This window comes from Sphingorhabdus sp. EL138 (assembly GCF_945882965.1).
In the GTDB taxonomy this organism is placed as follows: domain Bacteria; phylum Pseudomonadota; class Alphaproteobacteria; order Sphingomonadales; family Sphingomonadaceae; genus Sphingorhabdus_B.
The window spans coordinates 97,458-121,438 of record NZ_CAMCWY010000005.1; the positions used below are offsets into that span (position 1 = coordinate 97,458).

The 23,981-nt window shown below is 55.3% G+C and carries 31 protein-coding genes; 9 read left to right on the forward strand and 22 right to left on the reverse strand.

Features of this window, described 5'->3' with window-relative positions; genetic code table 11:
• Positions 1–10: 10 nt before the first annotated feature.
• From rpsN to Q0N43_RS03740, 22 genes are all read right to left on the reverse strand, one after another.
• A complete protein-coding gene (rpsN, locus tag Q0N43_RS03635; RefSeq protein ID WP_295442663.1) occupies positions 11–316 on the reverse strand; it encodes a 30S ribosomal protein S14 in 306 nt (101 codons plus the stop codon).
• Positions 316–900, reverse strand: coding sequence for a 50S ribosomal protein L5 (rplE, locus tag Q0N43_RS03640; protein WP_295442666.1), 585 nt, complete (start codon positions 898–900; stop codon positions 316–318). Before rplE ends, rpsN begins: the two co-directional genes overlap by 1 nt.
• Positions 893–1,213 (reverse strand): 50S ribosomal protein L24, encoded by a 321-nt coding sequence (rplX, locus tag Q0N43_RS03645; protein WP_295442669.1) that lies wholly within the window; start codon positions 1,211–1,213, stop codon positions 893–895. The genes rplE and rplX overlap by 8 nt, the downstream gene beginning before the upstream one ends.
• A gap of 2 nt (positions 1,214–1,215) precedes the next feature.
• A complete protein-coding gene (rplN, locus tag Q0N43_RS03650; protein WP_125229589.1) occupies positions 1,216–1,584 on the reverse strand; it encodes a 50S ribosomal protein L14 in 369 nt (122 codons plus the stop codon).
• 4 nt (positions 1,585–1,588) lie between these two features.
• Positions 1,589–1,855, reverse strand: a complete 267-nt coding sequence (gene rpsQ / locus Q0N43_RS03655) for a 30S ribosomal protein S17 (RefSeq protein WP_295442675.1) — start codon at positions 1,853–1,855, stop codon at positions 1,589–1,591.
• A gap of 10 nt (positions 1,856–1,865) precedes the next feature.
• On the reverse strand, positions 1,866–2,075 hold the full coding sequence (gene rpmC, locus Q0N43_RS03660) for a 50S ribosomal protein L29 (RefSeq protein ID WP_295442678.1): 210 nt from the start codon (positions 2,073–2,075) through the stop codon (positions 1,866–1,868).
• Position 2,076: 1 nt separating this feature from the next.
• Positions 2,077–2,511, reverse strand: coding sequence for a 50S ribosomal protein L16 (gene rplP, locus Q0N43_RS03665; protein WP_295442681.1), 435 nt, complete (start codon positions 2,509–2,511; stop codon positions 2,077–2,079).
• A 16-nt stretch (positions 2,512–2,527) separates the two neighbouring features.
• Positions 2,528–3,232 carry a 30S ribosomal protein S3 gene (gene rpsC, locus Q0N43_RS03670; protein WP_295442684.1) on the reverse strand — a complete coding sequence of 235 codons (705 nt, stop codon included), beginning with the start codon at positions 3,230–3,232 and terminating at the stop codon, positions 2,528–2,530.
• Positions 3,233–3,235: 3 nt separating this feature from the next.
• Positions 3,236–3,616, reverse strand: a complete 381-nt coding sequence (gene rplV, locus Q0N43_RS03675) for a 50S ribosomal protein L22 (protein ID WP_295442686.1) — start codon at positions 3,614–3,616, stop codon at positions 3,236–3,238.
• The gene (rpsS, locus tag Q0N43_RS03680; protein ID WP_295442689.1) at positions 3,616–3,891 is read right to left on the reverse strand and encodes a 30S ribosomal protein S19; all 276 of its coding nucleotides are present in this window, start codon (positions 3,889–3,891) and stop codon (positions 3,616–3,618) included. The genes rplV and rpsS overlap by 1 nt, the downstream gene beginning before the upstream one ends.
• 3 nt (positions 3,892–3,894) lie before the next feature.
• The gene (gene rplB / locus Q0N43_RS03685) at positions 3,895–4,731 is read right to left on the reverse strand and encodes a 50S ribosomal protein L2 (protein ID WP_295442693.1); all 837 of its coding nucleotides are present in this window, start codon (positions 4,729–4,731) and stop codon (positions 3,895–3,897) included.
• Positions 4,732–4,741: 10 nt separating this feature from the next.
• Positions 4,742–5,050, reverse strand: coding sequence for a 50S ribosomal protein L23 (locus tag Q0N43_RS03690; RefSeq protein ID WP_295442696.1), 309 nt, complete (start codon positions 5,048–5,050; stop codon positions 4,742–4,744).
• Positions 5,050–5,691, reverse strand: a complete 642-nt coding sequence (gene rplD, locus Q0N43_RS03695; RefSeq protein WP_295442699.1) for a 50S ribosomal protein L4 — start codon at positions 5,689–5,691, stop codon at positions 5,050–5,052. The genes Q0N43_RS03690 and rplD overlap by 1 nt, the downstream gene beginning before the upstream one ends.
• Before the next feature lie 3 nt (positions 5,692–5,694).
• Entirely contained in the window at positions 5,695–6,540 is an 846-nt protein-coding gene (rplC, locus tag Q0N43_RS03700; RefSeq protein WP_295442703.1) for a 50S ribosomal protein L3, read from the reverse strand.
• Between the two features lie 213 nt (positions 6,541–6,753).
• Complete coding sequence (gene rpsJ, locus Q0N43_RS03705) at positions 6,754–7,065, reverse strand: 30S ribosomal protein S10 (RefSeq protein ID WP_022672862.1); 312 nt, start codon at positions 7,063–7,065, stop codon at positions 6,754–6,756.
• Between the two features lie 147 nt (positions 7,066–7,212).
• Positions 7,213–8,403, reverse strand: a complete 1,191-nt coding sequence (tuf, locus tag Q0N43_RS03710) for an elongation factor Tu (RefSeq protein ID WP_295442708.1) — start codon at positions 8,401–8,403, stop codon at positions 7,213–7,215.
• Between the two features lie 91 nt (positions 8,404–8,494).
• Positions 8,495–10,567: an elongation factor G gene (gene fusA / locus Q0N43_RS03715; RefSeq protein ID WP_295442711.1), complete on the reverse strand. Its 2,073-nt coding sequence runs from the start codon at positions 10,565–10,567 to the stop codon at positions 8,495–8,497.
• A 135-nt stretch (positions 10,568–10,702) separates the two neighbouring features.
• A complete protein-coding gene (rpsG, locus tag Q0N43_RS03720) occupies positions 10,703–11,173 on the reverse strand; it encodes a 30S ribosomal protein S7 (protein WP_125229576.1) in 471 nt (156 codons plus the stop codon).
• Positions 11,174–11,250: 77 nt separating this feature from the next.
• The gene (gene rpsL, locus Q0N43_RS03725; protein WP_295442718.1) at positions 11,251–11,622 is read right to left on the reverse strand and encodes a 30S ribosomal protein S12; all 372 of its coding nucleotides are present in this window, start codon (positions 11,620–11,622) and stop codon (positions 11,251–11,253) included.
• A 181-nt stretch (positions 11,623–11,803) separates the two neighbouring features.
• Positions 11,804–12,325, reverse strand: coding sequence for an isoprenylcysteine carboxylmethyltransferase family protein (locus Q0N43_RS03730; RefSeq protein ID WP_295442721.1), 522 nt, complete (start codon positions 12,323–12,325; stop codon positions 11,804–11,806).
• Positions 12,322–13,353, reverse strand: coding sequence for a type III polyketide synthase (locus Q0N43_RS03735; protein ID WP_295442724.1), 1,032 nt, complete (start codon positions 13,351–13,353; stop codon positions 12,322–12,324). Before Q0N43_RS03735 ends, Q0N43_RS03730 begins: the two co-directional genes overlap by 4 nt.
• Positions 13,354–13,388: 35 nt before the next feature.
• The gene (locus Q0N43_RS03740) at positions 13,389–14,780 is read right to left on the reverse strand and encodes an alkaline phosphatase PhoX (protein ID WP_295442727.1); all 1,392 of its coding nucleotides are present in this window, start codon (positions 14,778–14,780) and stop codon (positions 13,389–13,391) included.
• Between the two features lie 103 nt (positions 14,781–14,883).
• Here Q0N43_RS03740 and gltX point away from each other — a divergent pair, with 103 nt between their 5' ends.
• The 9 genes from gltX to Q0N43_RS03785 all read left to right on the forward strand — a co-directional run.
• Positions 14,884–16,380: a glutamate--tRNA ligase gene (gene gltX / locus Q0N43_RS03745; protein WP_295442730.1), complete on the forward strand. Its 1,497-nt coding sequence runs from the start codon at positions 14,884–14,886 to the stop codon at positions 16,378–16,380.
• Complete coding sequence (ung, locus tag Q0N43_RS03750) at positions 16,341–17,066, forward strand: uracil-DNA glycosylase (protein ID WP_295442733.1); 726 nt, start codon at positions 16,341–16,343, stop codon at positions 17,064–17,066. Before gltX ends, ung begins: the two co-directional genes overlap by 40 nt.
• Positions 17,053–18,087: a UDP-glucose--hexose-1-phosphate uridylyltransferase gene (locus Q0N43_RS03755; RefSeq protein WP_295442736.1), complete on the forward strand. Its 1,035-nt coding sequence runs from the start codon at positions 17,053–17,055 to the stop codon at positions 18,085–18,087. Before ung ends, Q0N43_RS03755 begins: the two co-directional genes overlap by 14 nt.
• Entirely contained in the window at positions 18,084–19,241 is a 1,158-nt protein-coding gene (gene galK / locus Q0N43_RS03760) for a galactokinase (RefSeq protein WP_295442739.1), read from the forward strand. Before Q0N43_RS03755 ends, galK begins: the two co-directional genes overlap by 4 nt.
• A gap of 11 nt (positions 19,242–19,252) precedes the next feature.
• On the forward strand, positions 19,253–20,050 hold the full coding sequence (locus tag Q0N43_RS03765; protein ID WP_295442742.1) for a peptidylprolyl isomerase: 798 nt from the start codon (positions 19,253–19,255) through the stop codon (positions 20,048–20,050).
• Complete coding sequence (locus tag Q0N43_RS03770; protein WP_295442745.1) at positions 20,050–21,036, forward strand: HupE/UreJ family protein; 987 nt, start codon at positions 20,050–20,052, stop codon at positions 21,034–21,036. Before Q0N43_RS03765 ends, Q0N43_RS03770 begins: the two co-directional genes overlap by 1 nt.
• A 326-nt stretch (positions 21,037–21,362) precedes the next feature.
• The gene (locus tag Q0N43_RS03775) at positions 21,363–22,643 is read left to right on the forward strand and encodes a nucleoside transporter C-terminal domain-containing protein (RefSeq protein ID WP_295442748.1); all 1,281 of its coding nucleotides are present in this window, start codon (positions 21,363–21,365) and stop codon (positions 22,641–22,643) included.
• Positions 22,644–22,800: 157 nt separating this feature from the next.
• Entirely contained in the window at positions 22,801–23,127 is a 327-nt protein-coding gene (locus tag Q0N43_RS03780; RefSeq protein WP_295442750.1) for a DUF6481 family protein, read from the forward strand.
• Positions 23,128–23,727: 600 nt separating this feature from the next.
• Positions 23,728–23,981, forward strand: a 254-nt coding sequence (locus tag Q0N43_RS03785) for a helix-turn-helix domain-containing protein (RefSeq protein WP_295442752.1), incomplete at its 3' end; no start/stop codon positions are given.

Here is a 23,981-nt window from a genome sequence, read left to right on the forward strand (position 1 = left end):
TATCTTATCCTTACCAGCTCGACTTCGTAACGCCCGGGATCATGCCCTTATTGGCAAGATTACGCAGTTCGATACGGTTCAGCTTGAATTTACGGTACACGCCGCGAGGACGCCCGGTTGTTTCACAACGGTTGCGCACGCGGTGCGGGTTACCATTGCGAGGAATTTCAGCCATTCTGAGGCGAGCAATCAAACGCTCGCTATCATCAAGCGATTGGTCTTTCGCCATCGCCTTGAGCTTCGCGTAGCGACCGGCATATTTCTTAGCCAGCTTCTTGCGACGCTCGTTCTTGTTTATGGAGCTCAGTTTAGCCATTATGCAGCCGCCTTTTCATCAGCTTCTTCTACTGGGAACGGGAAGCCGAACAGCTTAAGCAGTTCGCGCGCCTCGTCATCCGAGTTTGCCGAAGTCGTTACGATCACATCCATTCCGCGCACCGTATCGATGGCGTCATAGCTGATTTCTGGGAAGATGATCTGTTCCTTAAGACCCATGGCGAAATTGCCGCGACCATCAAAGCTCTTTGGGTTCAGGCCGCGGAAATCGCGAATACGTGGCATCGCGATTGTAACCAAACGGTCGAGGAATTCGTACATCTGGGCACCGCGCAGCGTTACTTTCACGCCGATTGGCATGCCTTCACGCAGCTTGAAGCCAGCGATAGACTTCTTCGCCTTGGTGATCACTGGCTTTTGACCAGCAATCAATTCCATTTCGGCCAAAGCAATCGTAACCTTCTTTTTGTCCTGCGACCCCTCGCCCACACCCATGTTGAGCGTGATCTTCTCGATCTTTGGAACGGCGAAGCGGTTTGTGTAACCGAACTTTTCAGTCAAGCCCTTTACGACGGCGTCGTCGTAAAGCTTCTTCATACGAGGCGTATATTTAGTATCAGCCACTGATCGTCTCCCCGGACTTCACGGCCACACGGACCTTCTTGCCGTCCTTGGTTTCCACGCGGACGCGTGTTGCCTTGCCGGTCTTGGGATCCGCCAAAGCCACATTTGAAATGTGCAGCGGAGCTTCGAAGCGGTCGAGACCGCCTTGCGGGTTGGCCTGTGAAGCTTTCCGGTGACGCACAGCGATGTTGACGCCAGAAACGACGACTTTGCTGTCCTTGGGCATCACGGCGGTTACTTCGCCAGATTTGCCCCTGTCTTTACCGGCAAGCACGACGACCGTGTCACCCTTTTTGATTTTTGCCAGAGCCATTATTATAGCACCTCCGGTGCCAAGCTGATGATTTTCATGTGGTTCTTGGCACGCAGTTCACGAACAACTGGTCCGAAAATACGTGTGCCAATCGGCTCCTTGTTGTTACCGATAAGCACAGCAGCGTTGGAGTCGAAGCGAATGACCGAGCCATCGGCACGGCGGATGTCTTTGCGGGTACGAACGATAACGGCCTTATGCACGTCACCCTTCTTAACCTTACCACGCGGTGCAGCTTCCTTGATCGACACCACGATGATGTCGCCAACGCCAGCCACGCGACGCTTGGAACCGCCAAGCACCTTAATGCACTGAACACGCTTTGCGCCGCTGTTGTCCGCAACATCGAGGTTGGATTGCATCTGAATCATGGGATCAATCCTCCGTTGTTGTTGCGACCGGGGCCACAGCGGCATCAGCCACCAAGCGCCAGGTCTTGTTCTTGGAAATCGGCGCGCACTCTTCGATGCGGACGACTTGCCCCTCTTTGACGACATTGTTTTCGTCATGGGCGTGATACTTTTTTGTGCGACGAATGATCTTGCCGTAAAGCGGGTGCTTCACTTTGCGCTCGACCAGAACGACAATTGTTTTGTCATTCTTGTCGGAGACCACGGTCCCTGTGAGAATACGTTTTGGCATGGGTAGCTCCTTATGCCGTCTTTGCGGCGGTGCGCTGGCGCTCACCCTGCAGGGTTTTGATGCGGGCGATGTCACGGCGCACTTCACGCACACGTGCCGGCTTTTCCATCTGCCCAGTGGCCGATTGGAAACGCAGGTTAAACGCTTCGCGCTTCAATTCGCCGAGCTGAACAGCAAGCTGATCATCGCTCTTGACGCGGAGGTCTTCGGTTTTGCTCATCTTATGATGCTCCCAGATGCGAGGTGTCGCCGAGACGCGCCACGACCTTGGTCTTGATTGGCAGTTTCATGGCTGCGCGCTGGAATGCGACAGCTGCGATTGGACCAGGAACACCGTCGAGTTCAAACATGATACGGCCAGGCTTAACCTTGGCTGCCCAATATTCGACTGAACCCTTGCCCTTACCCTGACGAACTTCGGCAGGCTTTTTCGTGACTGGCACGTCCGGGAAGATGCGGATCCACAAACGTCCCTGACGCCTGATGTGACGTGTAATCGCGCGGCGAGCCGCTTCGATCTGACGTGCAGTAATCCGTTCTGGCTCAAGCGCCTTCAGGCCGTATGAACCGAAGTTCAGGTCAGACCCGCCCTTGGCTTCGCCCTTGATACGTCCCTTGAACTGCTTGCGGAACTTTGTTTTCTTTGGTTGCAACATTTCTAGTTCCTAACCTTTAGCGGCGGTCAGACTGCGGACGGACGCCGGAAGTCTGCGCTTCCATCATCAGTCGGTCAGTTGCCATTGGGTCATGACCCAAGATTTCGCCTTTGAAGATCCAGCATTTGATGCCGATAATGCCATAAGCAGTGAGTGCTTCGGCTTCGGCATAGTCAATGTTGGCACGAAGGGTATGTGCGGGCACGCGGCCTTCGCGGTATGATTCAACGCGGGCAATTTCTGCGCCGCCCAAACGACCACCGCAGGTGATCTTGATGCCTTCTGCACCCAAACGCATCGCTGACTGCATTGCGCGCTTCATGGCACGACGGAAAGCGATACGGCGGATAAGCTGGTCAGCAATGCCTTGCGCTACGAGCTTTGCGTCGACTTCCGGCTTGCGGATTTCAACGATGTTCAAAGACACTTCAGCGGTGGTGTACTTGTTGATCAGCTTTTTCAGCTTTTCAATATCCGCACCCTTCTTGCCGATGATCACGCCAGGACGTGCTGCGTAGATTGAAACGCGGCAATTCTTGGCAGGACGCTCGATAACTACCTTTGAAATCGCTGCTTGTGGCAGCGTTTCAAAGATGAACTTGCGGATCTTGATATCTTCCAGAAGCATGCGGCCATATTCCGCACCTTCGGCGTACCAACGGCTATCCCAAGTCCGGTTGATTTGCAGGCGAAGCCCGATTGGATTTGATTTCTGACCCATGACTTATGCCTCTTCTTGCTGTTCGCGCACAACGATACGCAGACGGCTGAATGGTTTAACGATTCGGCTAGACTTGCCGCGGCCGCGGGCCATGAAACGCTTCATGGTCAGCGCCTTGCCAACACTTGCCTCAGCAACGACAAGGCTGTCGACATCAAGATTGTGGTTGTTTTCGGCGTTGGCGATGGCGGATGCCAGAACCTTGCGCACGTCATCTGCCATTCCCTTGGTAGAGAATTTCAGGATGTTAAGCGCGTCTTCGGCTTTCTTGCCACGGATCAGCGCGGCAACGAGGCCAAGCTTTTGAGCCGACCCACGAATGGTTGTGCCCACTGCCAGTGCTTCATTGTCGGCGACGCGACGGGGTGCGGATGCCTTACCCATTAGCGTTTGCCCTTCTTATCTGCGCCATGACCATGATAAGTACGCGTTGGAGCGAACTCACCAAGCTTATGACCGACCATATCCTCATTCACCGAAACGGGAATGAACTTGTGGCCATTATAGACGCTGAACGTCAGGCCAACGAACTGAGGCAGGATTGTCGAGCGACGCGACCAAGTCTTAATTGGTGCAGCCTTCGATGCTTCCTGAGCGGTTTCTGCTTTTTTCAGCAGATAGAGGTCAACAAACGGACCTTTCCAGACGGAACGAGACATGAGTTACCTCTTCTTCTTAGCATGCCGCGAACGGATAATCATCCGGTCGGTCGACTTGTTGCTGCGGGTACGAGCACCCTTTGTTGGCTTACCCCAAGGTGTAACCGGATGACGGCCACCCGATGTACGACCTTCACCACCACCATGCGGGTGATCGACTGGGTTCTTAGCAACACCACGCGTCAGCGGGCGAATGCCACGCCAGCGATTGCGGCCTGCCTTGGCAAGTGTCGTGTTCGAGTTGTCAGGGTTCGAAACCGCGCCAACTGTACCCATGCACGTGCCGAGAATGTAGCGCTGCTCGCCTGAGTTCAGGCGAACGATAACGCGGCCACCGTCACGACCGACCAGCTGCACATATGTGCCTGCCGAACGTGCGATCTGGCCACCCTTACCGGGCTTCATTTCGATGTTGTGGCAAATCGTACCAACAGGCATCTGGCTCAACAACATGGCGTTCCCAGGCTTAACGTCGGTCTTTTCACCAGCGACAATCGTGTCACCAACGGCAAGGCGCTGCGGTGCAATGATATAGGCCAATTCACCGTCTTCGTACTTTACAAGCGCGATGAAGGCAGAACGGTTGGGGTCATATTCCAGACGCTCGATCGTTGCAGGCATATCCCATTTACGACGCTTGAAGTCGATCAGGCGATACTTCTGCTTGTGACCGCCGCCGATACCGCGCGACGTCACATGACCCTTGTTGTTACGGCCGCCGGTCTTGCTCTTGCCTTCGGTCAGGCCCTTAACAGGACCGCCTTTGTACAAGCTTGACCGGTCAACCAGCACAAGGCCGCGACGGGCGGGGCTAGTTGGTTTGTAGCTTTTGAGTGCCATTATCCTGCCCTTAAATACCGGTGGTCACGTCGATACTCTGGCCTTCGGCCAAAGTTACGATCGCTTTTTTGACATCGGAGCGCTTGTAGGGCTTGCCCTTCCAACGCTTGGTTTTGCCCTTTTGCACAAGGGTATTAACGTTCGTGACCTTTACATCGAACAAGGCCTCTACGGCTGCCTTGATCTGTGGCTTGGTCGAGCTTCCCGTGACCTTGAACACAACAGCGTTATATTCCGACAGCAATGTTGCTTTTTCGGTGATGTGCGGGGCAACGATCACGTCATAATGACGCACGTCGATTGCTTTATCCTTAGCCATTAGTTGGCACCTCCCGTAAGGGCGAAGCGTGCTTCAAGCTTCTCAACCGCAGCGCGGGTCAAAACCAGAGTTTCATGCTTCAGGATGTCATAAACATTCGCGCCAACGGCTGGCATCACATTGATGCCTACCAGATTAGCCGAAGCCAGACGGAAATTGTTACTGACGGCGTCGCCATCGATAACCAATGTCGACTTGCCAAAACCGAGCTTGCCAACCTGACCCTTAAGCGCGGCAGTCTTTGCAGCGGCCAGATCGAGATTTTCAAGAACGATTAACGAACCCGACTTTGCTTTACTCGAAAGCGCCATCTTCAGACCCAATGAACGGATCTTCTTGTTCAGCGACGGGTTAAAGTCACGCAGCCGGGCACCATGGGCCTTACCACCACCGATAAAGATCGGCGCAGCGCGGTCACCGTGACGGGCAGTACCGCCACCCTTCTGGTTGCCGAATTTCTTGCCGGTGCGGGCAACATCCGAACGCTCACGGGTAGGACGAGCCGTACCGCGGGCCTTCTCACGCTGCCAAGTAACGACACGGTGCAAAATGTCTGCACGTGGCTCAATGCCAAATACGTCGTCATTCAGGTCGATGTCGCCTTTTGCTTTGGCGTCGAGGGTTTGAACCTTGAGCTTCATGGTTTAGCCCTCCTTCTTTTCTTCGCCGGCGTCTGCAGCAGGTGCTTCAACAGCAGCGGCTTCGACAGCGGGTGCAGCTTCAGCGGCAGGCGCTTCAGCTTCGACGGCTGGGGTGCCTGCAACCTCGACTTCGGTTGCGATTACGACGTCTTCAACCACGGGGGCTTCATTATCGTTCTTCAACGCGCCGGGGAACGGTGCAGCTTGAGGGGTTGGAACCTTCACGGCGTCACGAACGAGCAACCAGCCATTCTTTGCACCAGGCACAGAACCCTTCACGAAGATAAGGCCACGCGCAACATCTGTGCGGACGATTTCCAGGTTCTGCTGCGTACGCTGACGGTCGCCCATGTGGCCGGCCATCTTTTTGTTCTTGAAAACCTTGCCCGGATCCTGGCGTTGACCAGTCGAACCATGGGCACGGTGGGTAATCGAGACACCATGCGATGCACGCATACCGCCGAAGCCCCAACGCTTCATAGCGCCAGCAAAGCCCTTACCCTGCGTGTGACCAGTAATGTCGACCAACTGGCCGTCAATAAAATGGTCCGCAGAGACGGTGGCACCAACTGGCAGCAAGCCATCAGCATTATCAACGCGGAATTCAGCAACACGAGCTTTTGGCTCGACTTGTGCCTTGGCGAATTCGCCACGTTGCGGTTTGTTTACATTTTTCGCTTTACGGGCTCCTGCACCAAGGCGGACGGCAAAATAACCATCACGTTCCTCGTTACGAGCTCCGACCACTTGGCAGCCTTCCAGCGCCAATACGGTGACAGGAACGTGACGGCCGTCTTCATTGAAAAGGCGCATCATACCCATCTTTTTCGCGATCACGCCAGTGCGCATGATCCATACTCCAACTTATGTCAGAGGCCCGGCTGGCAGGATTGCCAGGAGGGCGTGACGCCTAAATCGAGCCCTGAATTTTTAAGCATTGCCCCGTCCGGGCTAGGCACCAGTGGCGCACCTTAGTGCGCAATCTGGTAAGACGGGGAACGCAGCCCGAGTAAACTCGGCGGTATTCCTATTGTCTCACTCTACTTACGTAGAGATATCGGCTTACGCCAATTTGATTTCGACATTCACACCAGCAGCAAGATCGAGCTTCATAAGCGCGTCTACGGTCTGCGGCGTGGGCTGCACAATGTCGAGCAACCTTTTATAAGTCCGAACTTCGAACTGCTCGCGCGACTTTTTGTCGACGTGCGGTCCGCGGTTTACGGTGAACTTTTCGATACGGGTAGGAAGTGGAATTGGCCCACGGATAAGTGCGCCTGTGCGGCGCGCTGTATCGGCAATATCGCCAGTCGCCTGATCGAGGACGCGATGGTCAAATGCTTTCAGGCGGATGCGAATATTTTGCGTTTCCATGGTATCACCAATTTCCAAATTCTATCAATATCAAAGAGCCGAAAAACAGCCATTCCGACTTACGCTTTCGAAGCCGGAACAACTGTTTTAAATTTCTTAAAACCGCCCCGCCCGAATCGAGGATTCAGGCGGGATGCGCGACCTATATTACTTCGTGATGGTGCTGACAACCCCGGAACCGACGGTGCGTCCGCCTTCGCGAATTGCGAAGCGAAGACCTGGGTCCATAGCGATTGGTGCAATCAACTTCACAGCGATCGTTACGTTGTCGCCTGGCATGACCATTTCAGTACCTTCTGGAAGGATCACTTCGCCGGTTACGTCAGTTGTACGGAAGTAGAACTGTGGGCGATAGTTTGCGAAGAATGGCGTGTGACGGCCGCCTTCGTCCTTTGAAAGAACATAGATTTCTGCCGAAAACTCAGTGTGCGGCGTAACCGAACCTGGCTTGCAGAGAACTTGGCCACGCTCAACTTCTTCACGGCCTACGCCACGAACCAGCGCACCGATGTTATCGCCTGCGCGACCTTCGTCGAGCAGCTTGCGGAACATTTCAACGCCAGTAACGGTCGTCTTCTTGGTATCCTTGATACCAACGATTTCAACTTCTTCGCCAACCTTGACGATACCGGTTTCAACGCGGCCCGTTACAACGGTACCACGGCCCGAGATCGAGAACACGTCTTCAACTGGCATCAGGAATGGCTTGTCGATTGGACGCTCTGGCTGAGGAATGGCTTCGTCAACAGCAGCCATGAGTGCAAGGACAGATTCCTTGCCGATGTTGTCGTCCCGGCCTTCAAGCGCAGCAAGCGCTGAACCACGAACGATTGGAATGTCGTCACCTGGGAAATCGTACTTCGAGAGAAGCTCACGGATTTCCATTTCAACCAGTTCGAGAATTTCTTCGTCGTCAACCTGGTCAACCTTGTTCATGTAAACAACGAGGGCAGGAACGCCAACCTGACGTGCAAGCAAGATGTGCTCGCGAGTCTGTGGCATCGGGCCGTCAGCCGCATTCACAACGAGGATAGCGCCGTCCATCTGCGCCGCACCGGTGATCATGTTCTTAACATAGTCAGCGTGGCCTGGGCAGTCGACGTGCGCATAGTGACGGGCAGCCGTTTCATATTCCACGTGTGCGGTCGAAATGGTGATTCCGCGCTCGCGCTCTTCTGGCGCCTTATCGATGTTGGCGAAATCAACAGCGGTACCGCCGTAAGTATCAGCCATGATCTTTGTGATCGCTGCGGTCAGCGTGGTCTTACCATGGTCAACGTGACCAATGGTACCAATGTTGCAATGCGGTTTCGTCCGCTCAAATTTAGCTTTTGCCATTTTCTCAAACCTTCTTTCGATTAGGTAATATTTTGATCAGGTGGGACGACGCCTGCTGAATCACGCGCCGCCATTAATCGGCTTTTGCCTATCAGGCAAGCTTCTCCTTGATTTCGGCTGCTACGTTCGATGGCACTTCATCATAATGGTTGAAGAACATCGAATAGTTTGCACGTCCTTGCGTGAACGAGCGGAGCTGATTCACATAGCCGAACATGTTGGCCAAAGGCACCATGGATTCAACAACCTGCGCGTTACCGCGGCTGTCAGTGCCCTGGATTTGACCACGACGTGAGTTCATGTCGCCGATCACATCGCCCAGATATTCTTCGGGAGATACCACTTCGACCTTCATGATGGGTTCAAGCAGCTTGATCCCTGACTTTTGCGCGGCTTCACGCATACCAGCACGACCAGCGATTTCGAATGCCAAGGCCGACGAATCGACATCATGATACGCGCCGTCATAAAGCGTTATTTCGAAATCGATGATTGGGAAGCCAATTAACGAGCCCGATAATGCGGTTTCGCGCATGCCCTTTTCAACCGAGGGGATATATTCCTTTGGAATGTTACCGCCCTTGACTTCATCCTTAAACACAACGCCCGTGCCGCGCTCGCCCGGCTTTACCGAGAACTTGATGCGACCGAACTGACCGGAACCACCCGACTGCTTTTTGTGGGTGTAATCGACGTCAACTTCGCGTGCCAGGTATTCGCGATACGCAACCTGCGGCGCGCCGACATTGGCTTCAACCTTAAATTCGCGACGCATACGATCGACGATGATGTCGAGGTGAAGCTCGCCCATGCCCTTAATGATCGTTTGGCCCGATTCATGGTCGGTTGACACGCGGAACGACGGATCTTCGGCGGACAGACGATTAAGCGCGATGCCCATCTTTTCTTGGTCAGCCTTGGTCTTTGGTTCCACCGACAGTTCGATAACTGGCTCAGGGAATTCCATACGCTCCAATATGATCGGGAAACGTTCGGCGCACAATGTGTCGCCAGTGGTCGTTTCCTTCATACCGGCAAGCGCGATGATGTCGCCTGCAAATGCCTCATCAACGTCCTTACGTTCGTTGGCGTGCATTTCGAGCATACGCCCAACCTTTTCCTTCTTATCCTTCACCGAGTTCAGATACGTGCCCTTTAAGAGGCTACCCGAATAAATGCGGATGAAGGTCAGCGAGCCAACGAACGGATCGTTCATGACCTTGAACGCCAGTGCCGAAAACGGCGCATCGTCCGCAGGTGGGCGACTGTCTGGTTCAAGTGTGTCCATGTGGACACCCTGCACGTCTTGGATGTCGAGCGGCGAAGGCAGATAATCGACAACGGCGTCGAGCAAAGGCTGAACGCCCTTGTTCTTAAACGCCGAGCCACAGCAGACAGGAACGAATGACTGGTTCAGCGTGCCCTTGCGAATCAGCGCCTTCAGCGTCGCAACGTCAGGCTCATTGCCCTCAAGATATGCTTCCATCGCAGTATCGTCTTGCTCAACGGCAAGTTCAATCAGGTCGCTACGGTATTTGGCTGCTTCAGCGGCCAAATCAGCGGGGATATCTTCGTAGAAGAAATCGGCACCAAGCGATTCATCTTTCCAGATGATCGCGCGGTTATGCACAAGGTCAACAAGACCCTTCAAATCCGCTTCAAGGCCAATTGGAATGTAAAGCACCGCTGGACGTGCACCCAAACGATCAATGATCGATTGCACGCAATATTTGAAGTTTGCGCCGGTCCGATCAAGCTTGTTGATGAAGCACATGCGGGGAACGCCGTATTTGTCGGCCTGACGCCATACGGTTTCGGATTGCGGCTCAACGCCTGCAACGCCGTCGAAACATGCAACTGCACCATCAAGAACGCGCAGCGAACGCTCAACTTCAATCGTGAAGTCAACGTGGCCTGGCGTATCAATGATGTTGATGCGGTGGTCATTCCAGAAGCAGGTGGTCGCAGCCGACGTAATCGTGATGCCACGCTCTTGCTCTTGCTCCATCCAATCCATGGTGGCAGCGCCATCATGAACTTCGCCGATTTTGTAAGACTTGCCGGTGTAGAAAAGGATACGCTCGGTAGTGGTGGTTTTACCGGCGTCGATATGCGCCATAATACCGATGTTGCGATACATATTGAGTGGATGGCTGCGTGCCATATTCGTTACTCCAGTGCGGGGCTGCGGTTCGCGCTGCCCTATAGGGAAAGGGGCTGGTTTATGCCAGCCCCTGATTTACGCTTTTTCAAATGCGCCATCTCAGCGAAAGCCGGGATGACGGAAAAGTTCATGCTGTTACCAGCGATAGTGTGCAAACGCGCGGTTGGCTTCTGCCATACGGTGCGTATCTTCACGCTTTTTGACCGCGTTTCCGCGGTTCGATGCGGCATCCATCAGCTCACCCGACAAACGGGCGGCCATGGTGGTTTCGCTGCGGTTACGCGCAGCGCCGATCAACCAACGGATCGCAAGCGCCTGCGCGCGCTCCGGACGCACTTCGCAAGGCACCTGATAGGTCGCACCACCCACACGGCGGCTGCGCACTTCGATACCTGGCTTCACGTTATCCAGCGCTTCATGGAAGGTCTGGATCGGATCTTTCTTGGCGCGGGCTTCAACAGTTTCCAAAGCACCATAAACAATCCGCTCTGCAGCTGACTTCTTACCGTCAAGCATCAGGTTGTTCATAAATTTCGAAAGCACGATATCACCGAATTTGGGATCGGGAAGGATGATGCGCTTTTCGGGACGACGACGACGTGACATGTTTTATTTCCTTTATCTCATGGGACCAGCGGCAGCGCAAATGCGCGCCAATCGGCCAGCCAATGGTAACGTTCGAATTACTTCGGACGCTTTGCACCATATTTGGAACGCGATTGCTTGCGGTCCTTGACACCCTGCGTATCGAGTACGCCGCGAAGCACGTGGTAACGCACACCGGGAAGGTCGCGTACGCGGCCGCCACGGATAAGCACAACGCTATGCTCTTGAAGGTTGTGGCCTTCACCTGGGATATAGGAAATAACTTCACGCTGGTTGGTCAGACGGATTTTCGCAACCTTACGCAAAGCCGAGTTCGGCTTTTTCGGGGTCGTTGTGTAAACGCGGGTGCAAACGCCGCGCTTCTGTGGGTTTTGGTCCATCGCAGGGACCTTGGACTTGACCTTCTGCGGGGTCCGGCCCTTGCGGACCAGCTGGTTAATCGTTGGCATATCTTCACCTTTGTTAAGCGGTTACTTTAGGTGGCAAGGCGTTTTTTGCGGCGGAGGCTCAGCCTTTGATCCACCCGACCTGACACATAATGTGCTGCTATTCTGTGTATTTCCCATGCGCCAAAGAGAATCAACCCTCGAGCTTCGGGAATGGGCCCATTAGCGCCCGCTGGCTATCGGGTCAAGTGGTGCTGCCACGCTCCGTCAGCACGTCATTTTCGATCCTGATCCGCCACCATAAAAGCGCAGCGTTCAGTAAAGAGAATGTGAGTGCCATGGCCGGTGCGCCGAGAAGAAGCGGCAGGACCGCAATCTCCACAACGACCAAGGCATAATTGGGGTGCTTGATGAAACGATATGGGCCGCGCCGCACGCGCGGGAAATGTGGGGCGCTGATGATCCGCGTGGTCCACCATCGGCCAATGCTCGCCAGCGTCCAGAAGCGGAAGGTTTGGCTTGCAATAAATGCGTTGAGCAAAAGCAGGTTGGGTGACGTTTCGGGCTTTGCGAACAATAGGATGGCGATCAGCCAACCGCTGTGGAGCACGATAAACAAAGGATAATGCTTCGCACCATGCTCACGACCACCTTCAGCCAGCAATCGGCGGGTGTTGGCGCTAGCATAAGCCAGCTCAGCAAGTCGCTGCAGGATGACATACGCAAAGACAATCAGCGCCCAAACGGGCCAATCGAACACTGTCATGGCTTGAGAAGCCCCATCGCGCCAACAAATCCCGGTCCAAGTGCCGTTAAAAATGTTGGTTTCTCAATTGGTCCGGCGGCCAGCAGCGCCTCCAACACAAACAACACCGTCGGCGAACTCATATTGCCATGGTCGCGCAGTACTTTGCGCGTCGCAGCCAAGTCATGCCCCAGATAATCGGCCAACGCATCGACCACGCGCCCACCGCCCGGGTGACAGGCAGGTTCAGCCATGTCCGCTTTGGTCAGGCCATGTTTTGCGATAAAATCGTCGCAGACGGGCGCAAAATGGCTATTCACAAAAAAGGGTATATCGCGCGCTAGCACAAGATCAAACCCCGTATCGCCAATCTGCCAGCCCATCATATCGAGCGTATCGGGCCAGACATGGCTCGCAAATGCACCCAGTTGCGGCCCTGGCCCAGCGCCGATGACCGCAGCGGCACAGCCATCGGCAAACAACGCAAGTGCGACCATATCTTTTTTATCCATGCGCGCATGGTCGTAGGCAAGGCTGCACAGTTCAAGGCTGACGAGCATGACTGGCTTGTCCGGGCCCGCACGATAAAGATCAGCCGCAACGCCAAGGCCAATGACCCCGCCAGCGCAACCATAGCCAAATAAGGGCACGCAGCGTGTGTTGGGCGCGAAACCCATTTTCGCTATCATCCGGCTTGGCAGGCTGGGCGTCATCGTTCCTGTGGTCGATACGAAAACAATCTGCCCTATGGCGGCGGCCTGCAAGTTTGCGCGCGCCAAAGCCTGCGTAACCGCTGCTTCAAAAATCTGTGCGGCGACAACTTCATACACGCCTGCGCGCTTTGCCCAGCTTCTGGCGTCAAAATAATATTCGGGCGGCATCGCTATATGACGCTGCGAGATACCCGTGTTTCCAAGTATTTCTGCCATGCGCGGTGGCAGGTCTTGCCGTTTGGCCTGCGCCAAAATCGACAGGACATCATCTTGCGTGATGCAGTGCGGCGGCACGGCGGTGCCAAGGGAAATCAAACGGGGAAGAATCTGTTGCATCACCCTTAACAGCTACGCCCGTTGAAAAGTTTCCGCTAGGCAGACTTTACGCTAGCCCACGGGCCACTGATCGCCAGGGTCATCGTCGGTTCCATCATGTTCACAAACATTGTCGAGCCATCGGGTGAGAAGCATCCGCCCGCAAATTCGGTTTGCACGCGGCTTCGGCCTATCATGTACGTCTGGCCTTGCGCAGTAACGCCACGCAAATGGTTACTCGAAATGTCGGTATACTGGTCCTCACAAACTAACAAATGCCCTGTCGGCATCACGGCGATATTGTCGCCATAATTGTAAAATGTTGGATTGGTCGATTCCATAAACAGGTCGATGATTCCGGGCGCTTCGGCTTCACGCGTGGTCCCTTCATTTGCCGCAGGGACATAGCGGAAAATCTGGCCATATTTTGCAGCGCCGCCGTTCGTGCAGGCAAAGAACAATTCGCCCTTCCCCCAGAATATCCCTTCGCCGCGCGCAAACAGCGCAGCACCTTTGGCGGCGCCTTGTTTGCGTAAGTCATCATCGGGGCTTTCAGGGTTGGAAAGCGATATCCATTTCGCCTGATATTGGCGGCCTTTGCTAACCTGAACCTCAGTCCAGTTGCGCGTATCACTAATGTCGGCCTGCACAAAAGCTAAAGCCTCAAGCCGCCCACCTTTGGCAAGCCGTCCCTTTTCATTTGGAATGAACCTGTAAAGCAGGCTGTCGCCGCGATCTTCGGTCAAATAGGCAATGCCCGTCCGCGGATCAACGCACGCGGCCTCGTGGTTGAAACGACCCATGTCTTTTAGGGGCACGGGCGTAACAAGGCCATTCTGCGTAGCGGGAACTTCAAAAATATAGCCATGGTCTTCGCCGACACCGCTTCCAGCGCGCGTGACATTTTCCTCGCAGCTCAGCCAGCTTCCCCATGGCGTAATCCCGCCGGAGCAATTGCGGATCGTCCCGGAAAGGCTCAAAAACTCACGCTCGCGTTGGCCAGTCTTCATATCATATATCAAAGTCGTGGTACCCCCCGGCAGGGGCATCGATTTGTCATCCGCCATGCGATCATAAGCCGGGAAATCCTTTGCCACATTCCCGGTGAAGGGCCCGAAATCCTGATCCTTAATTCCAAGCTCATGGTTGCGGATAAGGGCGACCTTGCCCTTCCCCAAATCGATAGCGCCCATTCCGTCGGCGGAGTTTGGCACCAGATAGCCATCATCCATGATGTTACCGAGCCGCGAAATAACGCGATAATCAAAGCCTTTAGGCAGGTCGATCAGGTTGTTGGGGTCGCGCACCAACGGGCCATAGCCAAATACTTCATTGGCTCCAGCGGTGGGTGCCTGCGCAATGGCGCGTGCCGCCAGCCCTGCAAACGCAATGCTGCCAAGACCAAATCCGAACTGCCGCCTGCTTAGCGAAATAAGCCTGCTTTGCATGAACCGCTCCTGTTAGTTTGACTGTTGACTGCACCGGAAAGATGACAATCGCGTTGCAGCTTGATAGAGCGCGGGTCAACCAAACCAAAGGCATTTGTTTCTCATGAAAGTACGTACCCGCGTTGCACCATCCCCCACCGGCGACCCACATGTCGGCACCGCGTATATTGCGCTCATCAACTATTGCTTTGCCAAGAAGCACGGCGGCGAGTTTCTGTTGCGCATAGAGGATACCGATCAGGCACGGTCCACGCCGCAATCGGAAAAGATGATATTGGAATCGCTGCGCTGGTTGGGCCTTAGCTGGGATGAGGGCCCCGATGTTGGCGGCCCGCATGGTCCCTATCGCCAATCGGAACGCAGCGCGATTTACACCGCGCATTGTGACCAGTTGCTGGCCGATGGCCATGCGTTCAAATGCTATTGTACGCCCGAAAAGCTCGCGGCCGCACGCGCCGCTCAGATAGCGGCGAAGCAGCCACCAAAATATGATGGCACCTGTTTGGCACTCACCTCTGACGATATCGCAAAGCGCGATGGCGACGGCGTTTCGCATGTTGTCCGCATGAAAATTCCAACAACGGGCACATGCATTGTTCAAGATACGTTGCGGGGCGAAATCGCCTTCGAATATGCGGTCGTTGACATGCAGGTGCTGATGAAATCGGACGGCCTGCCGACGTACCATCTCGCCAATGTTGTCGACGATCACCTGATGGGTATCACCCATGTCATGCGGGGCGAGGAATGGATTTCGTCGGCGCCAAAGCATTTGTTGCTTTACCAATATTTCGGCTGGGAACCGCCCGTGCTCACGCATTTGCCGTTGCTGCGCAATGCCGACAAATCGAAGCTGTCGAAGCGTAAAAACCCGACCAGCATTCTATATTATCAACGCGCAGGATATTTGCCGCAGGCGATGCAGAACTTCCTTGGTCTGTTTATCAAATCGGCCAGCGAAGAGGATGAAAAAACCTCACTGCAAAGGCTGATCGACGAATTTGACGTCCACAATATCTCGCTGGGCGGGCCGGTTTTCGACACGTCGAAGCTGGATTGGCTCAATGGCCGTTATTTGCGTGAAGAACTCAGCGTTTCCGAATTTCTGGATGCGGTAAAGGCGTGGGCGCTGAATGACGACTACCTCACGCCCATCGCTGAAATGGCGCAGGCGCGGATTACCAAAATGTCGGACCTTGGCGGCCTGACCGCGATGTTCTTTATGAACCGAATTGACGGCATGACCGCAGAGCGGCTGCGCGATGGTGTGAAGCTGGAACAGGATGTGCAGCGCGCGGCCTACACCCTTGGCTTGCAACAGTTCGACGGCATGATCGACTGGAACCGGGAAGGCGTTGAAGCGACGTTGCGCCGAACTGCCGAGGCCTTGGACGCGAAGTTGAAGGACGTTATCCGGCCTTTCTATATCGCCATCACTGGCAGCGCGCAGGGCGTGCCTTTGTTCGACGCAATCTCGCATTTGGGCCGCGACATCATGCGCGAGCGGTTGCGCCATGCAATGGAATTGCTTGGCCCTGCCACATCAAAAGAAATGAAGGCTTGGACCGATTTGCTGACCGCGCCGCCAAAGGCCGAATGACCGCATTTTCGTTACCGCAGGATTGGCAGACGGCGCTGCGCGCGGCGCTTGTGACGCCAGAAACGCTCGCGCTTCAAGGCTTTCTTGACGCCGAACTGGCCGCGGGCAAGACGATTTTCCCGCCGCAGGACGCATGGTTCCGCGCGCTTGAACTGACGCCGCTGGACAAAGTGCGCGTCGTCATTTTGGGGCAAGACCCCTATCATGGGCCGGGGCAAGCACATGGCCTGTGTTTCAGCGTGCCGCCGGGCGTGCGTCCTCCGCCTAGTCTTACAAATATTTACAAGGAGTTAGGAAGCGACTTAAGCCTGCCGCGCCCGCCTCATGGCTTTTTGGAACATTGGGCGCGGCAAGGCGTATTGTTACTCAACAGCGTCCTCACCGTCGAAATGGCCAAGGCCGCGTCGCACAGCAAAAAGGGGTGGGAGCCATTTACGGACGCGATTATTGCGCGCGTGAACGGCAAGGCAGAGCCAGTCGTTTTCATGCTGTGGGGCGCATATGCCCATAAAAAGGCGGCGACTGTCGATGGCCGTCGCCATCTGCTGCTCAAGGCCGTGCATCCATCGCCCTTGTCGGCGCATGCAGGCTTTTTGGGCTGCAAACATTTCTCGCAATGCAACGCCTTTCTGGTTAGCAACAGGCTCCCGCCGATTGATTGGACATTACCCAATGTCGTTCCATGAGCAGCCCCATCGCCGTTTCAACCCATTGAAAGATGAATGGATTTTAGTATCTCCCCATCGTGCGAAGCGCCCATGGCAGGGGCAGCAGGATATACCCGACACCGCCGTCCGGCCGATGCACGATCCGGATTGTGATTTATGCGCGGGCAATGAACGTGCTGGCGGGTTGCGCAATCCTGATTACAAAAATATCTTCATTTTCGACAATGACTTTGCCGCATTGATGCCCGGCGCAGGTAGCGGAGTAGAAAAAGACAAACCCTTGTTTCGTGCGGCTCTCGCGCATGGAACCTGCAGGGTCATTTGCTTTTCGCCTGACCATGGAAAAACTCTGCCTGAAATGCCAGCGGACGATATCCACATATTGGTCGACACGTGGGCCGCGCAAGAAAAAGAGCTTTACGCCTCTCATGCCTATGTCCAGATTTTCGAAAATAAGGGCGCGATGATGGGCTGCTCCAGCCCGCATCCGCATGGGCAAATCTGGGCGACAACTCATGTCCCTGCCGAGCCCGCGCGTGAGGATGCAACGCAAGCGGCCTGGTTTGAACAACATCAATCGGCAATGCTGCTAACCTATGCCGAACAAGAGGCCAAAGACGGCGCGCGGACGGTGGCAAGCAACGCCCACTGGATTGCGGTCGTGCCCTATTGGGCAAGCTGGCCATATGAAATCCTGCTGCTGCCGCGTTTTGCGGTTCAGCGATTGCATGACCTCGCGCCAGAACAGCGTGATGATCTCGCCCACATCATGAAAGCCGTGACAACGGCCTATGACAATCTGTTCCAGACCAGCTTTCCCTATTCGATGGGCTGGCATGGCGCGCCAAGCGCAACGCCCGATGCCCCGCATTGGCAATTGCATGCGCATTTCTATCCGCCCTTGCTGCGCTCGGCCAGTGTGCGCAAGTTCATGGTCGGCTATGAAATGCTGGCCGAGGCACAACGCGACCTGACGCCGGAGGCCGCTGCGGCACATTTGCGCGCGACAGCCAAAATCCATTACCGGAGCCAGTCATGAACGCACAGGACCAAGCGCTGTTTGATCGCGTGACCGCCAGTTTTGCGGAGCAGTTCGGCCACGCCCCGGACCTTGTCGTGCGCGCCCCCGGGCGGGTGAACCTGATCGGTGAACATACCGACTATAATGACGGCTTTGTCCTGCCCTGCGCGATTGGCCCGGCCAATATGGTTGCGATCAGCAAGCGCGATGATGATATGATCGAGGTGGTCGCCGCCGATTTTGAAAACGCGCGCGACAGCTTCGCCCTGACACCCCGGCCAGAACGCAATCTAAGCCAGCCCTGGGCGGATTATGTGCGCGGAATGTTGTCTGCCTTGCAAAAAGCGGGATGCACCCTCAGCAGCGCTAAAATCGCCATTGCGGGCAATCTGCCCAAAGGGGCCGGCCTGTCGTCATCCGCCGCGCTCACAGTGGCGGTGGGCAAGGCCAACTTAGCGCTTAACGGAATCGACATGGACAACATCCGCCTCGCGCAAATCGCGCAACGGGCGGAATGTGATTTTGTCGGCACCCAATGCGGCATCATGGACCAATTGATTTCAGCGCAGGGCAAGGCGGACCATGCTTTGTTAATCGATTGCCGCAGCTTGGAACTGACCGACGTGCGCATATCCGATGATATCGCAATCATGATCGTCCATTCTGGCGTCACCCGCGGCTTGGTTGACGGGCCTTACAACGCACGACGGCGGCAAACTGCGGCGGCAGCCGCAGCTATGGGGGTAACAGCGTTGCGCGACGCCAACCTTGATATGCTGGCCGCAGCGCGTCTCGACGCGGTCACAACCGCACGTGCACGGCATGTCATTACCGAGAACCAGCGCACATTGGACGCCGCCGACGCGCTTGCCAAAAGCGACCTTGCCGCGCTTGGTAAGTTGATGGCGCAAAGCCATGTGTCGATGCGCGACGATTTCGAAATCACTGTTCCGGCGATTGATGATTTGGTAGCGCAGTTGCAAGATGCGATCGGTAATCAAGGGGGCGCACGGATGACAGGCGGAGGATTTGGCGGCGCATGCGTGGCGATCATGCCGCGTTCGCGGGTGGCGGATGTGCAGGCCGCAATAGAAACGACCTATAAAACGCCAAATGGCAATGCGCCGCTGATTATATTTGAACGTCCCGGCCCCGGTGCCGCCATTTTATGATATATGATTGGATGAAGCAGGCAATGCGCGAGCCGTTGGTGCATTTCCTTGGCGCAGGGTCGGCCTTGTTCCTGCTGATGGGGCAGTTTGGCGGGGAAGACAGCCTTGACCGCAGCATCACGATCAATGAAGCAGAAGTTGCGCGGCTCGCGTCGCAATGGGAACAGACATGGCGCAGCCCACCTACACCGCAAATACTCGACAGCCTGATCCGCGATTATATCAAGGAAGAAATCTATTTCCGTGAGGCTATGCGCCTTGGCCTTGACGTCGATGACCCCGTCATCCGCCGCCGCTTGCGCGCAAAAATGGAATTTCTGGCGACGGCAGAAATCCAGAATATGGAGCCGACGGACGCGGCGCTTGAACGATATTATGCGGCGAACACTATTCTTTATGCCGAAAAACCGGCCTTCAGTTTCGATCAGCAGTTTTTGGGCGAGGATGAAGACAGCGCCAAAGATTCTGTCCTAGCCCTGAACGCCGGAAAGCCAGTGCAGGCGCAGCCGCTGAGCGTATCTGCCAGCATGGACAAAGCTGCCTCAGATGTCATCACCCGAGAATTTGGCGATGGCTTTGCCGACAGCTTGCGCAATTTGCCGCAAGGGCGTTGGAGCGGGCCAGTCCAGTCCGGTTTCGGCTGGCATGCCGTCCGCGTCCGCGACGTTGTTGCGGCAGGGACACCGCCTTTGTCCGAGATTCGCCAGCGTGTATCCAACGACTGGCGTGCCAAAACGCAGGCCACGCGTGAGGCCGCTGCCTATCAGGCATTGCTCGACGGATATGACATTCGCATTGCCAAGCCGTGATGATCCGTTTTCTCCTTTTGCTCTGTCTTGCGACTGGCTTTGCGGCAATTGCCCGCGCCGATGACTTGCAGCCGGGCTATCTGGAAATCCGCGAGCGGGAAGCCGTACCCCACCAATATAAAATTACATGGAAAGCGCCCATCCGGCCCGGCCTTGCCGCGCGCGTCGTGCCGATATTCCCGCGCGATTGCGTAGCGACCGAACCCGTACGCAGCGTTGATGCCGCTGCACTGCTGGCGCGCTGGGACATTGATTGCGGCGCAACATTGGCTGGCCGCTCTGTCCGCTTGAGCGGCATGGAGAACACAGCCGCCGACGCATTACTGCGCTATCAATCCGCGTCTGGAATCACGCAAGCCGCGCGGCTAACGCCCGGCAACCCAGCCGCTGTAATCCTGCAAAAGGCGGACCGATGGCAGGTTGCCCGCACCTATTTCGTCACTGGTGTCGAACATATCCTAATGGGATATGACCATTTGTTATTTGTGCTGTGCCTTGTGCTTTTGCTCAACGGTGCATGGCGCGTGGCGGCAACGGTGACGGCTTTCACGATAGCACATTCGCTGACCTTAGTGGCCACAACCCTTGAGCTTATTAGCGTCCCCGGCCCGCCGGTTGAGGCCGCGATTGCGTTATCGATTGTCTTCCTTGCGGTCGAAATACTAAAGCGCAAACTCGGTGCGCCGCGCTTGTCAGAGCGTTTTCCGTGGGTCGTCGCCTTTCTGTTTGGCTTGCTGCATGGCTTTGGCTTTGCAGGGGCTTTGGCCGAAATCGGATTGCCGCAGGGCGAAGTGCCGATGGCGTTGCTGACGTTTAATCTGGGCGTTGAGGCGGGCCAGCTTGTCATCGTCGCCGGGGCGATGTTGGCTTTATGGGCGCTTCACCGCGTTCATGCGCTTTACGCCGCCCGCGCCCAGATGATCAGCGCTTATGCCATTGGCAGCATCGCTTTTATGTGGTTGCTGCAACGCGTATTGTCGGCTTAAGCGCCAAAGCCGAAATCTGAAATCTGAAATCACAGGGTTTTTACTGTATTCTGTGCCTGATAGATATTTGTCACCTCGGTTATTTATTAACGCGCTTCCAAAACCTTCGAGGGCGCAGGGAATTCGAATATGCTTTTGCAGCTGAGAAATGCGTATGTCGACAGATCTGACGCATGCTCATATCCCATGATGACGCAAAATCTCGGCATTTACGCCAGTCTGTATCGCGTAATTTAGGTAACAACTGCTGTGCGAATTCGGTAAGCAAAGGTTTAAGGGCGCATTGCTTAAAGCGAAGCGACTGACGTGCAGCATAAGGGGCGGACATGGTGATTTTGCAGCAGGGACATTTGCAACAGGGACAGGGATTGATTGGCATTGCGTTGATCCTAACGCTCGCATGGGCGTTGTCCGAAGACCGCGCAGCACGGCCGTCCTGGCGCTGGATTTTCGGCGCGCTTTTTGTGCAAATTGCGCTCGCGCTGGCGGTTACACGGGTGCCTTTCATCTGGACCTTAGTCGGCTATGCCAATGAAGCGGTCGCAGCCGTGGAAAAGGCGACATTGGTCGGGTCAAGTTACATGTTCGGCTATACCGGCGGCGCGCCAATCCCCTTTGTGCTCAAGCCCGGCGTGGAAGAGCCCGTCATCGTCGCATTTCAAATATTGCCGCTGATCATCGTCTTTTCCGCGCTATCGGCCTTGTTATGGCATTGGGGCATCTTGCGCGCTGCGGTCCGTGGCCTGTCATGGGCGTTACGCAAGACCTTAGGCGTCAGCGGCGTCGTTGGGCTTGGCGGCGGCGCAACCATGTTTTTGGGCGTGGTCGAAACCCCGCTTGTCCTGCGGGCGTGGTTTGAACGGATGAGCCGGGCCGAATTGTTCATGATCATGGTGTTGATCATGGCGACAATCTCCGGCGCCATTCTTGTCCTGTATGCCACCACCTTGTCCAAGACCGTGCCGAACGCCGTGGGCCATATGATTGTAGCCTCGCTGATTTCCTTACCCGCCGCCGTGCTTATTGCGCGGCTGATGGTCCCTGGCGACGGCAGCATAAGTGCAGAAGATGCCGACGCCGACCTGAAATATGAAAGCAGCATGGACGCAGTCATCAAAGGCACGATGGAGGGCATCCAATTGGTGCTGGCCGTCATCGCCATCATCATCGTCGTGTTTGCCTTGGTCAATTTGACCGACCAGTTGCTGGCCCTGCTGCCCCAAGTAGATGCACAGCCCCTCACCCTCAAACGCGCGTTCGGCTGGCTGTTTGCGCCGTTGATGTGGAGCATTGGCATTCCATGGGACCAAGCACCAGCGGCAGGGGCATTAATGGGCACAAAGACCATCCTTAACGAATATGTCGCCTATCTTGATCTCGCCGCCCTGCCCGCCGATACCTTTGACGCGCGCAGCAAGCTGATCATCACATATGCCTTATGCGGCGTTGCAAACCTTGCCAGCGTCGGCCTGTTGGTATCGACCATCGCCACGCTCGCCCCCACACGGCGCGCAGAGGTCTCCGCTCTGGGCATGAAAAGCTGGGCCGCCGGCAATATGGCCTCTGCGATGACAGGCGCAGTTATTGGCCTTGTCACCTTGACCTGAGCCGTTTCATCCGTTCAGGACGCTTGGCTGGCGGTCGTGCAGGTATTTTTAAGCGGATTGCAATTTGCCGTGGGGCGTCTTTGCCTTTAAGGCGTTATCCAAGGTCATCGCTGGCGTGCACCGCTTTACCAACACATCAAATGGATAACACAAGAATATGTCTTCATACAAAGAGCCGTCGTTTCAAGAGCGTGCAGCCTTAGCCAAAAAGGCGAAGCTGGATGCCGTTAATAAGCTGCGCGCAAAGCCAAAGCTTGACGAAGCGACCCTTGCAGCACGGCGCGCCGCCGCCGAAGCACGCGAACAGGCGCAAGCACAAGCCCGCGCAGAGAAAATAGCGGCCCGCGAACGGGAAAAGGCCGAGAAGCTGGAACGTGCGAAAATGTCATTAGAGCCCGCCGTGCCAACAAAAACCGACGAAGAACGCAAGCTTGAACGCGATGCCAAATATGCCGCCCGAAAAGGCCGCAAAGGCAAGAAATAGCTGAACTGCGGGGGCCCATATCGGCGATGTACATCATGTGTATTTTAAGGATAATAATCCCGATACGGTTGATTTCCTCTGCGATGTTTACCGCAAAGACCTTAGCATCAAGGGTGGTTGCCTAACGCACGAATGTGCCAAACTCTGTTATGGTGCTGTCCCTAGTTTCCTAAAACCGGCTCGACGACATATGTTTCCCGCGCGTGATTTCTGACAGGAGGGGCACCTGTTTCAGGCACAGCTGGTGCGCGCCCTGTCCCCCCACGCTTTGATGGGTTTTGCTTCATAGGCCGTTGACGGCTGAGAATGTCTCCTGCGGTGCAGTCTGAGGCTTTGGTGCCCATGAGCTGCGCCATGCGTGGGAACAAAGGTCACCATAGCCTGTTAATTGACCAAGCGAACGCGCGACAATTTTTTGACCTCTGTGTTGAAATCACAACGCTTCTGTCGAACCCGCGCCGTCTTCTGATTGCTACCAAAATGTATAAGGATTTCGTGTGTTTGAATTTATCGAACGCAACACCTTTAAAGATTGTAGGACTGTACGGACTCGCGGGACATCTTTCATATTGCCGATAGGCAAGCAGAAGGATGGAACCGATGACCAAGGAAGAACGAGATATTCAGCGCAAGCTAAAGGTGCTGCGCCATACTGAGAAGATTGGTGATGCGGGCAAAGCGTGCCGATACTTCGGCATTGGCAGATCAAGCTTCTACCGCTGGAAAGCCTCATTCGAGCGGAACGGCGAAGCCGGGCTGATCAATGCAAAGCCCATTCCAAAGAACCCTGCTAACCAGACGCCACCCGAGATCGTGGAGAAGGTCCTTTACCTGCGCAGCAAATATCATCTCGG

Excerpts from the sequence above, each read along its gene's own strand:
- gltX (WP_295442730.1), top strand. The coding sequence starts at position 14,884 with ATGAAAGTACGTACCCGCGTTGCACCATCCCCCACCGGCGACCCACAT.
- Q0N43_RS03770 (WP_295442745.1), top strand. The coding sequence starts at position 20,050 with ATGATCCGTTTTCTCCTTTTGCTCTGTCTTGCGACTGGCTTTGCGGCA.
- rpsL (WP_295442718.1), bottom strand. The coding sequence starts at position 11,622 with ATGCCAACGATTAACCAGCTGGTCCGCAAGGGCCGGACCCCGCAGAAG.
- rpsG (WP_125229576.1), bottom strand. The coding sequence starts at position 11,173 with ATGTCACGTCGTCGTCGTCCCGAAAAGCGCATCATCCTTCCCGATCCC.
- Q0N43_RS03730 (WP_295442721.1), bottom strand. The coding sequence starts at position 12,325 with ATGACAGTGTTCGATTGGCCCGTTTGGGCGCTGATTGTCTTTGCGTAT.
- rplB (WP_295442693.1), bottom strand. The coding sequence starts at position 4,731 with ATGGCACTCAAAAGCTACAAACCAACTAGCCCCGCCCGTCGCGGCCTT.
- Q0N43_RS03740 (WP_295442727.1), bottom strand. The coding sequence starts at position 14,780 with ATGCAAAGCAGGCTTATTTCGCTAAGCAGGCGGCAGTTCGGATTTGGT.
- tuf (WP_295442708.1), bottom strand. The coding sequence starts at position 8,403 with ATGGCAAAAGCTAAATTTGAGCGGACGAAACCGCATTGCAACATTGGT.
- rplV (WP_295442686.1), bottom strand. The coding sequence starts at position 3,616 with ATGGGTAAGGCATCCGCACCCCGTCGCGTCGCCGACAATGAAGCACTG.
- rplC (WP_295442703.1), bottom strand. The coding sequence starts at position 6,540 with ATGCGCACTGGCGTGATCGCGAAAAAGATGGGTATGATGCGCCTTTTC.
- rplN (WP_125229589.1), bottom strand. The coding sequence starts at position 1,584 with ATGATTCAGATGCAATCCAACCTCGATGTTGCGGACAACAGCGGCGCA.
- Q0N43_RS03775 (WP_295442748.1), top strand. The coding sequence starts at position 21,363 with ATGGTGATTTTGCAGCAGGGACATTTGCAACAGGGACAGGGATTGATT.
- Q0N43_RS03765 (WP_295442742.1), top strand. The coding sequence starts at position 19,253 with ATGAAGCAGGCAATGCGCGAGCCGTTGGTGCATTTCCTTGGCGCAGGG.
- rpsJ (WP_022672862.1), bottom strand. The coding sequence starts at position 7,065 with ATGGAAACGCAAAATATTCGCATCCGCCTGAAAGCATTTGACCATCGC.
- rpsS (WP_295442689.1), bottom strand. The coding sequence starts at position 3,891 with ATGTCTCGTTCCGTCTGGAAAGGTCCGTTTGTTGACCTCTATCTGCTG.
- galK (WP_295442739.1), top strand. The coding sequence starts at position 18,084 with ATGAACGCACAGGACCAAGCGCTGTTTGATCGCGTGACCGCCAGTTTT.
- rpsN (WP_295442663.1), bottom strand. The coding sequence starts at position 316 with ATGGCTAAACTGAGCTCCATAAACAAGAACGAGCGTCGCAAGAAGCTG.
- rplP (WP_295442681.1), bottom strand. The coding sequence starts at position 2,511 with ATGTTGCAACCAAAGAAAACAAAGTTCCGCAAGCAGTTCAAGGGACGT.
- fusA (WP_295442711.1), bottom strand. The coding sequence starts at position 10,567 with ATGGCACGCAGCCATCCACTCAATATGTATCGCAACATCGGTATTATG.
- rplX (WP_295442669.1), bottom strand. The coding sequence starts at position 1,213 with ATGGCTCTGGCAAAAATCAAAAAGGGTGACACGGTCGTCGTGCTTGCC.
- rpsQ (WP_295442675.1), bottom strand. The coding sequence starts at position 1,855 with ATGCCAAAACGTATTCTCACAGGGACCGTGGTCTCCGACAAGAATGAC.
- rplD (WP_295442699.1), bottom strand. The coding sequence starts at position 5,691 with ATGAAGCTCAAGGTTCAAACCCTCGACGCCAAAGCAAAAGGCGACATC.
- rpmC (WP_295442678.1), bottom strand. The coding sequence starts at position 2,075 with ATGAGCAAAACCGAAGACCTCCGCGTCAAGAGCGATGATCAGCTTGCT.
- Q0N43_RS03690 (WP_295442696.1), bottom strand. The coding sequence starts at position 5,050 with ATGGCTAAGGATAAAGCAATCGACGTGCGTCATTATGACGTGATCGTT.
- rpsC (WP_295442684.1), bottom strand. The coding sequence starts at position 3,232 with ATGGGTCAGAAATCAAATCCAATCGGGCTTCGCCTGCAAATCAACCGG.
- Q0N43_RS03755 (WP_295442736.1), top strand. The coding sequence starts at position 17,053 with ATGTCGTTCCATGAGCAGCCCCATCGCCGTTTCAACCCATTGAAAGAT.
- Q0N43_RS03735 (WP_295442724.1), bottom strand. The coding sequence starts at position 13,353 with ATGCAACAGATTCTTCCCCGTTTGATTTCCCTTGGCACCGCCGTGCCG.
- Q0N43_RS03780 (WP_295442750.1), top strand. The coding sequence starts at position 22,801 with ATGTCTTCATACAAAGAGCCGTCGTTTCAAGAGCGTGCAGCCTTAGCC.